The sequence below is a fragment of the Streptomyces sp. NPDC090445 genome, from assembly GCF_044769385.1.
Lineage (GTDB): Bacteria > Actinomycetota > Actinomycetes > Streptomycetales > Streptomycetaceae > Streptomyces.
On sequence record NZ_JBIVXV010000009.1, the window covers coordinates 26646 to 41519 of the forward strand.

Genomic DNA, 14874 nt, shown 5'->3' on the forward strand with positions numbered 1-14874 from the left:
GGTACGCACGTGACGGACAGCGCAGGCATACCCGACGCCACCGAGGCGGCCGGCGGCTCCCCGGAGCCTCCGCGCGGCCGTCGGCGCCGGCTGCTGCTGCGCTGGGCCGGGGCCGGGGTCTCGCTGCTGGTGCTGGCCGGGGCGGGGACGGGCTGGTGGCTGTACCGGAAGCTGGACGGGAACATCACCGAGGACACCTCGGCGGCGTCCGAGCTGGAGCGCTTCGAGGAGGAGCGCCCGACGCCCGTCGGGGGCGGCTCCCGGAACATCCTGCTGATCGGCTCGGACTCGCGCTCCGGCTCGGACAACTCCCGCTACGGGCGGGACGGGGGCACCGAGCGCTCGGACACGGTGATCCTGCTGCACCTGCCCGCGGACCGGCGGAGTGCAACGGCGGTGTCGATCCCCCGGGACCTGATGACGGACGTCCCGAGCTGCCTGATGCCGGACGGGAGCCGCACCGTGGAGCAGTTCGCGCAGTTCAACTGGGCGTTCCAGTGGGGCGGAGCCGCCTGCACGATCCGTACGGTGGAGAAGCTGACGGGGATCCGGATCGACCACCACATGGTGGTGGATTTCGGCGGGTTCAAGAAGATGGTGAACGCGGTCGGCGGCGTGGAGGTGTGCCTCAAGCAGCCGATGAACGACCCGGAGGCCCGGCTGCGGCTCCCGGCGGGCCGGCAGACCCTGCGGGGCGAGCAGGCGCTCGGGTTCGTGCGCGCCCGCTACGGCATGGGCGACGGCAGCGACACCGAACGGATGGACCGCCAGCAGCAGTTCCTCGGTGCGATGGTGAAGAAGGTGCAGAGCAACGGGGTGTTGCTGAACCCGGGCCGGCTGTACCCGCTGCTGGACGCGGCGACCCGCTCGGTGACCACCGACCCGGGGCTGGCCTCGCTGCGCGGGCTGTACGAACTGGTGCGGGGCATCCGGGACATACCGACCGACCAGGTGAAGTTCCTGACGGTGCCGCGCCGTCCGTACGCGGCCGACCCGAACCGGGACGAACTTTCGCAGCCGGACGCGGCCCGGCTGTTCCAGCAGCTGCGCGCGGACGAGCCGCTGACGGTGGCCCCGCCGGCGGAGGCGGAGGGCCGGGAGCGGGGCGCCGCACGGGCGGAGGCCGGGAGCGCCGAGCCGTCGCCGGCCGGGACGGGCGCGGCGGCCACGTCTGCGCCCGCGGACGTCCCGACCTTCACGGGTACCACCGCGGGGATGACCGACTGCCGGTAAAGCAATGCCAAAAGGCGGTGTGCGAAGCGGGAGGCTTGGGGGGTTTGCCCTGTTATAAGGGGAGTGGAATTTGTCACCACCATGGTTTGGCGCTGACCGGGGCGGATAGGGTGAGCGGTCCGGTGCCCTGGCCAGCAAAGAGGCCGTGCACCAGCAGCCGGATCGTTGACCGGGCGTCTTGGGGGAGGCGCGTCGCGAGGCACCGACGGAGGATTCGAGCAACCGTGGATGCGCAGAGCCGTGGGCGTGCGGAGGAGATCGACCCCGCAGACCAGTGGGTGCTCAACCCCCGCACCGGCAATTACGAACTGCAACTGGATCGCAGCGCTCCGCAAGGACAGCGCTCCGCGACCTCCCCCCGCCGCCGCAGGTCGGCCGGCGCCGGCTCCGGAGCGGCGGCATCGCCCCAGAGCCCCAAGAGCCCCAAAAGTTCCAAGAGCCCCAAGGGCCCCAAGAGCCCCCATACCCCCGCGCCCGCGGACTCCCCCTCCCCGGCGGTCCCCAAGCCGCGCCGCGGCGAGACCCCGCCGGGCCGGCGCACCGGACGGAACCGCAAGGGCGGCTCGGGCAGCAGCCGCCGCAGGCGGCTCCTGGTCACCACCGGCGGCACCCTCGCCTTCCTGCTGGTCGGCGGCTCCCTCGGGGCGTACCTGTACTACAACCATCTGAACGGCAACCTGAGGGTCACCGACGTCGGCGACGCGGGCACGGGCGGTTTCAAGAAGGACCAGCCCATCAACATCCTCGTCATCGGCACCGACAAGCGTTCCGGCGCCGGCAACGAGGGCTACGGCGACTCCGGCAGCCCCGGCCACGCCGACACCACGATCCTCTTCCACGTCTCCAAGGACCGCTCCAACGCCACGGCGCTGTCCATCCCCCGCGACCTGATCACGAACATCCCGGCCTGCCCCACCAAGCAGCCCGACGGGACGATGAAGACGATCCCGGCCCAGAAGGGCACCCGCTTCAACACCAGCCTCGGCCAGGAGGGCCGCGACCCGGGCTGCACGATGCGCACGGTCAAGGAGCTCACCGGGATCACCGTCGACCACTTCATGATGGTCGACTTCAACGCGGTGAAGGTGCTGAGCAGCGCGGTCGGCGGGGTGCCCGTCTGCCTGGAGAAGGGCGTCGACGACCGGGACTCCAAGCTGAAGCTGGGCCCCGGCGAGCACCGGCTGCAGGGCGAGCAGGCCCTGGCCTTCGTACGGACGCGGCACGCCTTCGGCAACGAGAGCGACCTCGACCGCATCAAGACGCAGCAGCAGTTCCTGAGTTCGATGCTGCGCGAGATGAAGTCGAAGGAGACCCTGACCAGCCCGAAGAAGTTCTTCTCCCTCGCCGAGGCGGCCACCAAGTCGCTGACCGTGGACTCGGGCATAGGGTCCATCGAGAAACTCACCAACCTGGCGGGTGAGTTGAAGGACATGAACCTCAAGAACGTCACCTTCACCACCCTGCCGGTGCTCGACAACCCGGCCGAGAAGGTGAAGGCCACCGTCGTCGTCGACAACGCGCTGGCGGACCCCCTGCTCCAGATGATCCGCGGGGACGTCTCGCTCACCGAGGTCGAGAAGAAGGAACAGGCCGCCAAGGACGCGGCCGACGCCGAGACCAGGGCCAAGCAGGAAGCGCTCATGCAGGGCCCGCGCGCCGCGGCGAGGGACGTACGGGTGGACGTCTACAACGGCGGCGGACCCGCGGGTTCGGCCTCCACCACCCTCACCTGGCTGCAGACCGGCAAGGGCGTCTCCAAGGCGAGCAACCTCGGCAACGCGCCCGCCAAGCTGGAGGCCACGCAGCTGGAGTTCGCCCCGAACCAGGCGGACCAGGCGCGGGCGCTGGCGGACATCATGGGGCTGCCGGCCTCGGCGCTGAAGGTGGGCACGGCGGACGCCGGGCCCCGGACCGCGATGAAGCTGACGCTCGGCGCGGACTTCAAGGGGGCGGGGATCCCGATGACGGCGCCTCAGAAGGCGCCCGATCAGATCCAGCGCGTCGAGGCGGACAAGGCGGTCTGCGCCAAGTAGCCGACCGGCCGGCCCGGGGCCGGCCATCCGATGTGCGCCGGCCCGGCCGGCGCACCACAGTCATGAAGTGATTTCGAGGGGGGACCCGTGAGGAACGACAGCATGCGAGGGGAGGGGGCGCCCGCCCGGCCGGACGACGACATATCCGGCGGCCCCTCCGACGGACCAGCCACGCCGGGTACCGGTGCGCCCGGCGCCGGAGTACCGGCGCCCCGGCGGGGCAAGCGGCGCATACTGCGCTGGACGGCTTCCGTCCTGGCCTTCCTCATACTCGCGACGGCGGCGGCGGGCTACCTCTACTACCGGCACCTCAACGGCAGCATCCAGACCGACGCACTCAACCTCGGCGACAGCAAGCTGGGCGGTTCCAGGCCCAACGCCTTCGGGCAGACCCCGCTGAACATCCTCCTCATCGGCTCCGACGCCCGCGACGGCGCGGAGAACCAGGCCCTCGGCGGCGCCAAGGACACCTTCGACGGGCCGCCCCTGGCGGACGTGCAGATGCTGCTGCACCTGTCCGCGGACCGCTCCAACATGTCCGTGGTGTCCATGCCGCGCGACACGCTGCTGAAGATGCCCAAGTGCACGGAGCCGAACGGCAAGGTGCACGCCGCCAGCCGGGGCCTCGTCCAGACGAACGAGTCCCTCAGCCGCGGCGGCCCGGGCTGCACGGTCGCCGCCTGGCAGGACCTGACCAAGATCCCGATCGACCACTTCATGATGATCGACTTCAAGGGCGTGGTGACGATGGCGGACGCCATCGGCGGCGTCCCGGTGTGCGTCCAGGAGAACGTGCACTCCCGCACCAGGGACGGCAAGGGCTCCGGCCTGAAGCTGCCCAAGGGCGAGAACGTCATCCAGGGCGAGGTGGCCCTGCAGTGGCTGCGCACCCGCTACGGCTTCGAGGACGGCACCGACATCGGCCGCGCCCACGCCCAGCACATGTACATGAACTCGATGGCCCGCGAGTTCCGCAAGAACGCCAAGCTGAGCAACCCGATGAAGCTCAACAGCCTGGCGCAGGCGGCCATCAAGGCCATGATCGTCGACCCCGGCCTGAACAAGATCGACAAGCTGTACGACCTGAGTATGGAGCTCAAGAAGGTCGACCCCGGCCGGATCACCATGACGACCATGCCGTGGATCTACAGCCCGTCGGACTCCGCCCGGGTCGAGCCGAAGCCGGGCGAGGCCGAGGACCTGTTCCGGATGGTCCGCGAGGACATCCCGCTCGACGGCAAGGGCTCCGAGCAGCCCGGCGTCGCGGCCTCCCCGGCCCCGCCATCGGCCCCGTCCTCGTCGGCGGCGGCGCCCGGCGGCGCCGCGTCCGCCGCCCCGGCGGCCCCCTCCCGGCCCGCCGCGGACCAGGCCGCCCCGCCGGCGCGGATCCCGGTCACGGTGCGCAACGCCACCGGCGGCAGGGACGGCGCCCAGGGCAAGGTGAAGGGCCGGGCCTCCGAGGTCGTCTCGGTGCTGGCCGGCAAGGGCTTCACCAAGGCCGTCGCCGACGACCTGACCGGGGCCGAGGACACCACCGTGGTCCGCTTCTCCAGCCCGGACCTGGCGGGTGACGCGGCGGCCGTGGCCACCGCGCTGGGCCTGCCGGCCTCGGCGGTGCAGAAGGTCGACGACACCACCGGGGTCCTCCTGCTCGTGGGCAAGGACTGGCGGACCGGCAGCGCGCCGACCCCGCCGCCGCCCGCCCCGACCAAGGCCCCCGACTCGGCCCGCCCGCTCAACGGCGACAACGACAAGGAGTGCATGGCGATCCAGCCGGGCTTCACCTGGTAGCGCGGCCGCCCGCACGGAAAACGGGAAGGGGCCCGGTGCCGCGGTCGTGCAGACCGCGGCACCGGGCCCCTTCCCTGTCCCGTGGGGGCTTCCGCCGGTCCCGGCGGGAGCCTCAGACCGCCGTGGGGTCCGGGCTCGGCGACGGGCGGCGGCTCGCGATGACCTTGTCCGCGAGCGAGCGCGGGCTGGTGAGGAAGCCGAAGCCCCACGACATGTGCATCGTGGCGATGGCCACCGGGATCTGCGCCCGCGCCTTGAGCGAGAGACCCTTGCCCGCCGGGATCGAGCCGAGCGCGATCCCCGCGAGGTAGCCGGCCGGGACCGCGAAGGCCCACGGGGTCACGGCCGCGCCCGCCACCACACCGGCCGCGATCGCGCAGACGGCGGTCGGCGGGGCCAGGTAGCGCAGGTTGATCGAGCCCGCGTGGTAGCGGGCCACGACGTGCCGCCAGCGGCCGTAGTCCTTGTACTGCTTGGCCAGCGCCCGCACCGTGGGCCGCGGCCGGTACTGCACCTTCAGCTCCGGCGAGAACCAGATCAGCCCGCCGGCCTCGCGGATGCGGAAGTTCAGCTCCCAGTCCTGGGCCCGGATGAACTCCTCGTTGTAGCCGTCGGCCCGCTCCAGCGCCTCGCGCCGGAACACGCCCAGGTAGACCGTGTCCGCCGGGCCGGCCTTGCCGCCGGTGTGGAAGGCCGCGTTGCCGACGCCGAGCTTCGAGGTCATCGCCGCGGCGACGGCCTCCTCCCAGGCGTTCTCGCCCTCGGCGTGCATGATGCCGCCGACGTTCTGCGCGCCGGTCTCCTCCAGGAGGCGGACGGCGGTGGCGATGTAGTTCGGCGAGAGCATGCCGTGGCCGTCGACGCGCACCACGATCGGGTGGCGCGACGCCTTGATGGCGGCGTTGAGGGCGGCCGGGGTGCGGCCGGAGGGGTTCGGAACGGTGACGACGCGGACGCGGTTGCTGGATGCGGTCTCGCGTACGAGCTCGGCGGCGATCTCGTCGGTCCGGTCCGTGGACGGACCCAGCGCGATCACCACCTCCATCTCGCCGGCGTACTCCTGTCCGAGGATGTGGCGGACGGAGTTGCGCAGGTGGCGCTCCTCGTTGAGCACCGGCATGATCACCGAGACTGCGGGCTGCTGGGCGGGCATGTGGTCCTTCAAGGTCGGGTATCGGTGTCACGTTACCGCGTACGGGGGAAACGGGTGCGCGCCGCCCGATCGGTGGGGGCCGAGGCCGATCGTATGGGCCTACTGTTCTGACGATCTGACCATTATGTCCGGTTCGTCTTTCTCGGTCCGCCCTGTAGGCCCCGGCTGCCCCCGCGGAGGTGTCCCCCGTGCCCCAGCCACCCCGTCCTCCCCGACCCGCCCGGCCCGCGCACCTGCCACCGCACCCGCACCGGCACCCGCGGCCGCAGCGCACCCGGCGCGGCGGCCGGGCCCCGGACCGCCGTCGGGCCGACCGGCCCCGCGGCGGCCGGCCACGGTGGGGGGTACGGCTCGCGGGCGGGCTGGCGGCGGCCGTGCTGGGCTCCGGGGCCGTCGGGCACGCGGTCATGACCGGCCTGGACATCGGCATCGAGCGGGTGGACCCGTTCAAGGACATGAAGAACCGCCCCCAGGCCGGGCACGGCCTGAACTTCCTCCTCGTCGGCACCGACGGCCGCGACCGGATCAGCCGCGAGGACCGGCGCGAGTACCGCCTCGGCGGCGCCCCCTGCCACTGCACCGACACCGTCATGCTGGTGCACCTCTCGGCCGACCGGAAGCGCGCCAGCGTCGTCAGCCTGCCCCGCGACAGCTACGCCGAGCTGCCCGCGCACCGCGACGAGTCCAGCGGCAGGCAGCACGGCCCGCACCCGGTGAAACTGAACGCCGCCTACGCCGAGGGCGGCCCCCGGCTGACCGTCCGCACCGTCGAGCACATGACCCGCGTCAAGATCGACCACTACCTGGAGGTCGACTTCACCAGCTTCATGAAGACGGTCGACGCGATGGGCGGTGTGGAGATCTGCACCGCCAAGGCCCTCGACGACCGCAACACCGGCCTGCACCTGCTGCCCGGCACCCACCGGCTGAGCGGCGGCCAGGCCCTGCAGTACGTACGCTCCCGCCACGTCGACGGCGCCGCCGACCTCGGCCGGATGCAGCGCCAGCAGCGGTTCATGGCCGCCATCGTCAAACAGGCCACCACCGGCGGGGTCCTGCTGAACCCGGTGAAGTTCAAACAGGTCAGCTCCACCCTGCTCGGCTCGGTGCGGGCCGACCCCGGCTTCGGCTCGGAGCAGATGCTGGCCCTCGGCCAGGCCATGCGCGACTTCGCCCCGTCCTCGTCGGAGTTCGCCTCCGTGCCGGTCGGGAACCCGTCCTTCCCGGTGAAGGGCATCGGCTCCACCGTGAAATGGGACGAGCGGAAGGCCGCCGAGCTCTTCGAGGCCGTCCGCCAGGACCGCCCGCTGGCCCCCGTCCCCGGGCCCGTCCGGCCCGGACAGCCCGCGCGCCCGCAGCAGCCGCCCGCCGTGCCCGTCGACGTACCGCCGGAGCGGATCCGGGTCCGGGTCGAGAACGGGACCCGGATCGACGGCCTGGGCGGCCGGCTGGACGCCGCGCTGCGCGCCACCGGCTTCGACACCACCGGCACCCCGGGCAACGGCGCCGGCCGCAACGTCAGGCGCACGGTGATCGCGTACGACCCGCGCTGGGACCGCTCCGCCCGCACGGTGTCCGCCGCGCTGCCGGGCAGCGAGCTGCGGGCCGTGCCGGGACAGGGCCGGACGGTGCTGGTGATCGCCGGAACGGACTACCGGAAGGTCGTGCCGGTCCGGCCGGAGGACCCGCACCAGGGCCGGTTCGGGGTGCTCACCGGCGACGAGGCGACCTGCGGCAATTAGCCGCGCCCCGTAGGGGCGCGGGGAACTGCGCGACCAGCCCCCACCGGCCCGCGGTGTCACGACCGGACCGCACTCCCAGCGGAGCGCCAAGGCGGCGCGTCAGTCGTCGAGGCCCTGGGCGGCCCGCTCCTCGCGCAGCGCCATGATCGCCCGGCGCCGGGCGAGCCGGTGCGTACGGCGGATCTGGGCCTCCTGGTAGCGCCGCTTGTCCCGGTCGGACTCGGGGACCACGGGCGGGACGGTGCGCGGCTTGCCCTCGGCGTCCACGGCCGTGAAGACGAGGTAGGCGCTGCCGACCTGGGTGGCGGGGGTGGACTCGTTCCACCGCTCGGCCAGGACCCGTACGCCGATCTCCATCGAGGACCGACCGGTCCAGTTGACCTGCGCCTTGACGTGAACCAGGTCACCCACGCGGACCGGGGCGAGGAACGCCATCTCGTCCATCGAGGCGGTCACGGCCGCGCCGCCCGAGTGGCGGCCGGCGACGGCGCCCGCCGCGTCGTCGACGAGTTTCATGATCACGCCGCCGTGCACCGTGCCCAGGAGATTGGTGTCGTTGGCGGTCATGATGTGGCTGAGAGTGGTCCGCGAGGCCGAGGTGGGCTTTCCCTGCAGGTCGCCCGCCGTCACGCCCGGTATCTGTGTCATACCGCCACCTTAAAGCCGACCTGGATGCATCAGCTGTGCAACAGCACCGGCACGAAGCACGGACCGGACTGTCGCCCACCTCCCGCGACCGGGCATCCTATGCGGCATGAACGAGTGGCCGGATGGGCGCGGTGACAGCCGCGAGGACGGGTATGGGCGCGGCAGCGCGCACGCACAGCCGGAGGGAGCCCGGCGGATGCCGCACGTCCAGCGCCGCGGGCCGGGACTGCCCCAGCAGCCCCAGCGGCCCCCGCAGCCTCCGGCCGCCCGGCCTGGCCGGCCGGGTGCGCCCGCGTACGGGGTGCCGCAGCAGCAGCCCCACGGCCAGGACCCGTACGGCTACGACAGCGGCTACAACACCGGCCAGGTCTACGGCTCGCCGCAGCGCAGCCCGCAGGGCCCGGGCGGCCCCGGCGGCCCCGGCGGTCCCGGCGGGCCGGGGCAGCCGCCGACGGCCCGGCCGGGCGGCCGCGGCCCCGGCGCCGCCCCGGACTGGCGCCGGCGCATCAAGATCGGCTCGATCGTCCTGGGCACGACCCTGCTGGTGACCACCGTCGGCACCTACTTCTGGGCCGACTCCCAGGTGCGCCGCGAGGTCGACCTCGCCAAGGTCATCGAGCGCCCGAAGGACGACGACTGCACGACGTACCTGATCGTCGGCTCCGACAGCCGCGAGGGCATGTCCGACGAGGAGAAGAAGAAGCTCCACACCGGCTCCGCCGAGGGCAAGCGCACCGACTCGATGATGATCCTGGCGGCCTGCTCCGGCGGGAACACCATGATCTCGCTGCCCCGCGACTCGGACGTGGAGATCCCGTCCTTCGTCGGCTCCCAGTCCGGCAAGAAGTACGCGGGAGCGGGCAAGCACACCAAGCTCAACGCGGCGTACGCCGACGACGGCCCCGAGCTGCTCGTCCGCACCGTCGAGCACAACACCGGCCTGCGCATCGACCACTACGCCGAAATCGGCTTCGCGGGCTTCGCGAACATCGTCGACGCGCTCGGCGGCGTCGACATGAACATCGAGAAGGGCTTCAAGGACGAGAAGTCCGGCGCCGACTTCAAGGCCGGCGAGCAGACCCTCAACGGCGAGCAGGCCCTGGCCTTCGTCCGCACCCGGTACGCGTTCGCCGAGTCGGACCTGGCCCGGACGAAGAACCAGCAGAAGTTCCTGGCGGCCCTGGCCAGCCAGGCGGCCACCCCGGGGACCGTCCTCAACCCGTTCAAGCTGTACCCGGTGCTGGGCGCGGGCCTGGACACGCTGATCGTGGACAAGGACATGTCCCTGTGGGACATGGGCGACATGTTCTTCGCGATGAAGGGCATCAGCGGCGGCAACGGCACGTCGATGAACATGCCGATCGCGGGCGAGCGCGGCGGGAACCTGCTCTGGGACAAGCCGAAGGTCAAGCAGATCGTCCAGCAGATCCAGAACGACGAGAAGGTCACGGTCACCGGCAACTGACCGCGCCGACCGCGCCGACCGCGCCCCGGACGCCGTACCGGGCAACGCCGACGGCCCCCCTCCACGACTGCGGAGCGGGGGCCGTCGGCGTTGTCCGGCTGTGCGGCGGAAGGGGGCGGTCAGCTGTCCGGGGAGAAGCGGAGCGCCTTGGGGGGCAGTTCGGCGCGGCACCAGACGCGGGCGCCGGCCCGCAGTTCGTTGTCCGCGCCGACGACGGCCCCGTCGCCGACGACGGCGGCGTCGACCACGGTGCGCGGGCCTAGGGTGGCGCCGACACCGATCAGGCTGGCGCTGACCTGCGTGTCCGGCCCGATGACGGCGTCGTCGAGGACGATGGACCCGGTCACGACCGCGCCGGCCTCGACAGTGGCCCCGGCGCCGACGACGGTGCCGCCCGACAGCGTGGCGCCGGGCGCGACGCGGGCGCCGGGCAGGACGAGGGACTCGCCGCGCGGCCCCGGCACGGCCGGCGAGGCCACGACGCCGCGGACGAGGTCGGCGGAGGCCTGGACGAAGGACTCGGGTTTGCCGAGGTCCAGCCAGTACGTGTTCTCGGTGACGCCGTGGAGCAGGGCGCCGTCGGCGAGGAGGCCGGGGAAGGTCTCGCGCTCGACGGAGACGGGCCGGTCCGCCGGGATGGAGTCGATCACGCTGCGCCGGAAGACGTAGCAGCCGGCGTTGACCTGGTCGGTGATGATCTCCTCGGGGGTCTGCGGCTTCTCGGTGAAGGCCAGCACCCGCCCGTCGGAGTCGGTGGGTACCAGGCCGAACGCGCGCGGGTCCTCGACCTGCACCAGGTGCAGGGTGACGTCGGCGGAGGCGGCCCGGTGGGCGTCGACGAGGCCGGCGATGTCGAGGCCGGTGAGGATGTCGCCGTTGAAGACGAGGACCGGGTCGTCGGGTCCGCCGGTCAGCCGGCGGGCGGCGTTGCGGATGGCTCCGCCGGTGCCGAGGGGCTCGTCCTCGACGACGTACTCAAGCCGCACGCCGAAGTCGGAGCCGTCGCCGAAGTACGGCTCGAAGACCTCGGCGAGGTAGCAGGTGGCCATCACGATGTGCGTGACACCGGCGGCCCGCGCCCGGGCTATCTGGTGTGCGAGGAACGGCACCCCGGCCGCCCGCACCATGGGCTTCGGGGTGTTCACCGTCACGGGGCGCAGCCGCGTCCCCTGCCCCCCGACCAGCAGGATCGCTTCCAAATTCCTTCTCCCCACCCGGTCCGGGCCTATGAAGCTCCAAAGCTAACCCATCCCCGCCCGCCACCCGCCGCACGGCACACGAATCGTGATCCGGCCCCGCACGGCGCCCGCCACGTGCTCTTTCCCGCCGGTCGCGGGCGGGTGCGGGCCACGTTCACCGGCAGCGCCGCAGGCAGCCGGGACCCGGCACAGCTTGGCACACGCACTCCCGCCCCCGGGGAGCCCCTGGCGCCTGCCGGGGGCTCTCTCCGCACCTGCCCCTCACAGACCTGTAGCGGCGCCGAGCAGCGTTCTTGGGGCCCCTCGGCCCCAACGTAGATCGTCTACCCGACAACGCGAATATTGGCGATGCCGCATAGACGCCCGTGAGCATCCCGAATCCCCCGCGCCCTTCTCGGGTACGGGGGATTTCACTTGCAGCTGGCCCAGGAGGCGGCAGCCTTCACGATCTGGACGGAGGCAGGCTCGGCGAGGGAAACGCCTGCCATGCGCATGGTGAGCTTGAAGCCGACCTGATCCGAGGTGAAGCGGGCGAGCGAGACGAAGTCGCCTGATCCAACCCATACGAAAGGCCCCCGGCGTGATGCCGGGGGCCTTGTCGTTTATGCAGGTCAGCACCTGTTCCGCGACCGGTGTCCGCCCAGGATTTCCCCAGCATGACGCCCAGGAAAGGCCCGGAACGGACCCGAACGGACCGGAAGCCGATCATGGCTCCCGGAGCGCCACAGACAGCCTCTGACCTGCGAAAACCTTGTTACGGCAGGTTCCTCGCCATGACGATCCGCTGGACCTGGTTCGTACCTTCATAAATCTGCGTGATCTTCGCGTCGCGCATCATGCGCTCGACCGGGTAGTCGCGGGTGTAGCCGTAGCCGCCGAGGAGCTGGACCGCGTCCGTGGTGACCTCCATGGCCACGTCGGAGGCGAAGCACTTGGCCGCGGCGCCGAAGAACGTGAGGTCGGAGTCGACCCGCTCGGACTTGGCGGCGGCCGCGTAGGTCAGCTGGCGGGCGGCCTCGATCTTCATGGCCATGTCCGCGAGCATGAACTGGACGCCCTGGAAGTCGGCGATCGGCTTGCCGAACTGCTTGCGCTCCTGGACGTAGCCCTTGGCGTAGTCGAGGGCGCCCTGCGCGATGCCGAGGGCCTGCGCCGCGATGGTGATGCGGGTGTGGTCCAGGGTCTTCATGGCGGTGGCGAAGCCGGTGCCCTCCGCGCCGATCATGCGGTCGGCGGGGATGCGGACGTTGTCGAGGTAGACCTCGCGGGTCGGCGAGCCCTTGATACCGAGCTTCTTCTCCGGGGCGCCGAAGGAGACGCCTTCGTCCGACTTTTCGACGACGAAGGCCGAGATTCCCTTCGAGCGCTTCTCCGGGTCGGTCACGGCCATGACCGTGTAGTAGTCGGAGACACCCGCGTTGGTGATCCAGCGCTTGACGCCGTTGAGGACCCAGAAGTCGCCGTCGCGGACCGCGCGGGTCTTCATGCCGGCCGCGTCCGAACCGGCGTCCGGCTCGGAGAGGCAGTACGAGAACATCGCGTCGCCCTTGGCGAGCGGCGTCAGGTACTTGGCCTTGAGCTCCTCGGAGCCGGAGAGGATCACCGGGAGGGAGCCGAGCTTGTTCACGGCCGGGATCAGGGAGGAGGACGCGCAGACGCGGGCCACCTCCTCGATCACGATGACGGTGGCGAGGGCGTCGGCGCCCGCACCGCCGTAGTTCTCGGGGACGTGCACGGCGTGCAGGTCGTTGGCGACGAGCGCGTCCAGGGCCTCCTGCGGGAAGCGGGCTTCCTCGTCGACCGCCGCGGCGAACGGGAGGATCTTGGCCTCGCAGAGCGAGCGGACGGACTCGCGGAGCATGTCGTGCTCCTCGGCCGGGCGGTACAGGTCGAAGTCGGCAGAACCCGCCAAGATCACTCACTCCCCAAGCTGAAGCATGCGCTCAGTCATTGCTAACTACCGTTAAGTAACCCAAATCTTAGTGTCCGGCGTCCCCGTAGCGGTACGTACGCGGCACGTGAGCTGCATGACAGCCGGAGGCACCCGCGGGCTCCACGGTGCTCCCGGGAAGCGTCCCCGCGGATCAGCCCGACTATGCTCGGTTGGCGCAATCGGCCCCGCACCTCTGGAGCACCCATGGCCCCCCTCAGGATCACAGTGATCGGCACCGGCTACCTCGGCGCCACGCACGCCGCAGCGATGGCCGAGCTGGGCTTCGAGGTGCTCGGCCTGGACGTGGTCCCGGAGAAGATCGAAATGCTGGCGGCCGGGCGGGTGCCGATGTACGAGCCCGGGCTGGAGGAACTGCTCTCCACGCACGTCGCGGGGCTTCCCGGGTCCACCGGGCGGCTGCGGTTCACGCAGTCCTGGGAGGAGGTCGGCGCGTTCGGCGACGTCCACTTCATCTGCGTGAACACCCCGCAGAAGCACGGCGAGTACGCCTGCGACATGAGCTACGTCGACTCCGCCGTCGAATCGCTGGCCCCGCACCTGACCCGGGCGGCGCTCGTCGTCGGCAAATCCACCGTGCCCGTCGGGTCGGCGGAGCGGCTCGCCGCCAGGCTGGCGGAACTGGCCCCGGCCGGCGACGAGGTCGAACTCGCCTGGAACCCGGAGTTCCTGCGCGAGGGCTTCGCCGTCCAGGACACCCTGCACCCGGACCGGATCGTCGTCGGCGTCCACGGCGACCGCGGCGAGAAGCTGCTGCGCGAGGTGTACGCGACGCCGATGGCGGAGGGGTCGCCGCTCGTGGTGACCGACTTCCCGACGGCCGAGCTCGTCAAAACCGCCGCGAACTCCTTCCTCGCCACGAAGATCTCCTTCATCAACGCGATGGCGGAGGTCTGCGAGGCCGCCGGCGGCGACGTCGTCAAGCTCGCCGAGGCCATCGGCCACGACGAGCGCATCGGCGCCAAGTTCCTGCGCGCCGGCATCGGCTTCGGCGGCGGCTGCCTGCCCAAGGACATCCGGGCGTTCATGGCGCGCGCCGGCGAGCTCGGCGCCGACCAGGCGCTGACCTTCCTGCGCGAAGTCGACTCCATCAACATGCGCCGCCGCGGCCACATGGTGGAGCTGGCTCGGGAGGCGGTCGGCGGGGCGTTCCTCGGCAAGCGGGTCGCCGTGCTCGGCGCCACGTTCAAGCCGGACTCCGACGACGTGCGCGACTCGCCCGCGCTGAACGTGGCCGGGCAGATCCACCTCCAGGGCGGGCAGGTCACCGTCTACGACCCCAAGGGCATGGACAACGCCCGCCGCGTCTTCCCGACCCTCGCCTACGCGGACTCGGCAGTGGAGGCGGCCCGCGGGGCGGACGTCGTCCTGCACCTCACCGAATGGCGCGAGTTCCGCGACCTGGACCCGGCGGAACTGGGCGCGGTCGTCTCCGACCGGCTCGTCCTCGACGGGCGCAACGCGCTGGACGGGGCACGCTGGCGGGCAGCCGGCTGGACCTACCGGGCCATGGGCCGACCGCGCGCCTGACGCTCCGCGGGTGGTGCCGGGCGCTCCGCGGGTGGTGCCAGGCGCTCCGCGGGTGGTGCCGCGATGGTCCGGCGGTCGCCTGCGGGGCGGTGGGGGCTGGTCGCGCAGTTCCCCGCGCCCCTGACCGCG

Annotated in this window: 10 protein-coding genes; 6 read left to right on the forward strand and 4 right to left on the reverse strand. The window is 71.9% G+C overall.

Features of this window, described 5'->3' with window-relative positions; genetic code table 11:
• Positions 1 to 9: 9 nt before the first annotated feature.
• The 3 genes from ACIQUT_RS19890 (at position 10) to ACIQUT_RS19900 (ending at position 5057) form a co-directional block, all read left to right on the forward strand.
• Positions 10 to 1233 carry an LCP family protein gene (locus ACIQUT_RS19890; protein WP_403564233.1) on the forward strand — a complete coding sequence of 408 codons (1224 nt, stop codon included), beginning with the start codon at positions 10 to 12 and terminating at the stop codon, positions 1231 to 1233.
• 224 nt (positions 1234 to 1457) lie between these two features.
• Positions 1458 to 3266 (forward strand): LCP family protein, encoded by a 1809-nt coding sequence (locus tag ACIQUT_RS19895; RefSeq protein ID WP_403564234.1) that lies wholly within the window; start codon positions 1458 to 1460, stop codon positions 3264 to 3266.
• 102 nt (positions 3267 to 3368) lie between these two features.
• Positions 3369 to 5057 (forward strand): LCP family protein, encoded by a 1689-nt coding sequence (locus tag ACIQUT_RS19900; RefSeq protein WP_403564433.1) that lies wholly within the window; start codon positions 3369 to 3371, stop codon positions 5055 to 5057.
• A gap of 112 nt (positions 5058 to 5169) precedes the next feature.
• Here ACIQUT_RS19900 and ACIQUT_RS19905 read toward each other — a convergent pair whose 3' ends face one another.
• The gene (locus ACIQUT_RS19905) at positions 5170 to 6210 is read right to left on the reverse strand and encodes a glycosyltransferase family 2 protein (RefSeq protein ID WP_403564235.1); all 1041 of its coding nucleotides are present in this window, start codon (positions 6208 to 6210) and stop codon (positions 5170 to 5172) included.
• Between the two features lie 407 nt (positions 6211 to 6617).
• Between ACIQUT_RS19905 and ACIQUT_RS19910 the strand changes: the two genes are divergently transcribed.
• Complete coding sequence (locus ACIQUT_RS19910; RefSeq protein ID WP_403564435.1) at positions 6618 to 7952, forward strand: LCP family protein; 1335 nt, start codon at positions 6618 to 6620, stop codon at positions 7950 to 7952.
• A 99-nt stretch (positions 7953 to 8051) separates the two neighbouring features.
• Here ACIQUT_RS19910 and ACIQUT_RS19915 read toward each other — a convergent pair whose 3' ends face one another.
• Entirely contained in the window at positions 8052 to 8600 is a 549-nt protein-coding gene (locus ACIQUT_RS19915) for an acyl-CoA thioesterase (RefSeq protein WP_403564236.1), read from the reverse strand.
• Positions 8601 to 8706: 106 nt separating this feature from the next.
• On the opposite strand from ACIQUT_RS19915, the gene ACIQUT_RS19920 reads away from it, so the two are divergent.
• A complete protein-coding gene (locus ACIQUT_RS19920) occupies positions 8707 to 10065 on the forward strand; it encodes an LCP family protein (protein WP_403564237.1) in 1359 nt (452 codons plus the stop codon).
• Positions 10066 to 10184: 119 nt separating this feature from the next.
• Here the strand turns inward: ACIQUT_RS19920 and ACIQUT_RS19925 are convergent, their stop codons facing one another.
• Both ACIQUT_RS19925 and ACIQUT_RS19930 read right to left on the reverse strand, forming a co-directional pair.
• A complete protein-coding gene (locus ACIQUT_RS19925; protein ID WP_403564238.1) occupies positions 10185 to 11264 on the reverse strand; it encodes a sugar phosphate nucleotidyltransferase in 1080 nt (359 codons plus the stop codon).
• A 754-nt stretch (positions 11265 to 12018) separates the two neighbouring features.
• A complete protein-coding gene (locus ACIQUT_RS19930; RefSeq protein ID WP_403564239.1) occupies positions 12019 to 13176 on the reverse strand; it encodes an acyl-CoA dehydrogenase in 1158 nt (385 codons plus the stop codon).
• Between the two features lie 225 nt (positions 13177 to 13401).
• Here ACIQUT_RS19930 and ACIQUT_RS19935 point away from each other — a divergent pair, with 225 nt between their 5' ends.
• Positions 13402 to 14745, forward strand: coding sequence for a UDP-glucose dehydrogenase family protein (locus ACIQUT_RS19935; RefSeq protein ID WP_403564240.1), 1344 nt, complete (start codon positions 13402 to 13404; stop codon positions 14743 to 14745).
• Positions 14746 to 14874: the final 129 nt, after the last annotated feature.

Excerpts from the sequence above, each read along its gene's own strand:
- ACIQUT_RS19935 (WP_403564240.1), top strand. The coding sequence starts at position 13,402 with ATGGCCCCCCTCAGGATCACAGTGATCGGCACCGGCTACCTCGGCGCC.
- ACIQUT_RS19910 (WP_403564435.1), top strand. The coding sequence starts at position 6,618 with ATGACCGGCCTGGACATCGGCATCGAGCGGGTGGACCCGTTCAAGGAC.
- ACIQUT_RS19900 (WP_403564433.1), top strand. The coding sequence starts at position 3,369 with ATGCGAGGGGAGGGGGCGCCCGCCCGGCCGGACGACGACATATCCGGC.
- ACIQUT_RS19920 (WP_403564237.1), top strand. The coding sequence starts at position 8,707 with ATGAACGAGTGGCCGGATGGGCGCGGTGACAGCCGCGAGGACGGGTAT.
- ACIQUT_RS19915 (WP_403564236.1), bottom strand. The coding sequence starts at position 8,600 with ATGACACAGATACCGGGCGTGACGGCGGGCGACCTGCAGGGAAAGCCC.
- ACIQUT_RS19905 (WP_403564235.1), bottom strand. The coding sequence starts at position 6,210 with ATGCCCGCCCAGCAGCCCGCAGTCTCGGTGATCATGCCGGTGCTCAAC.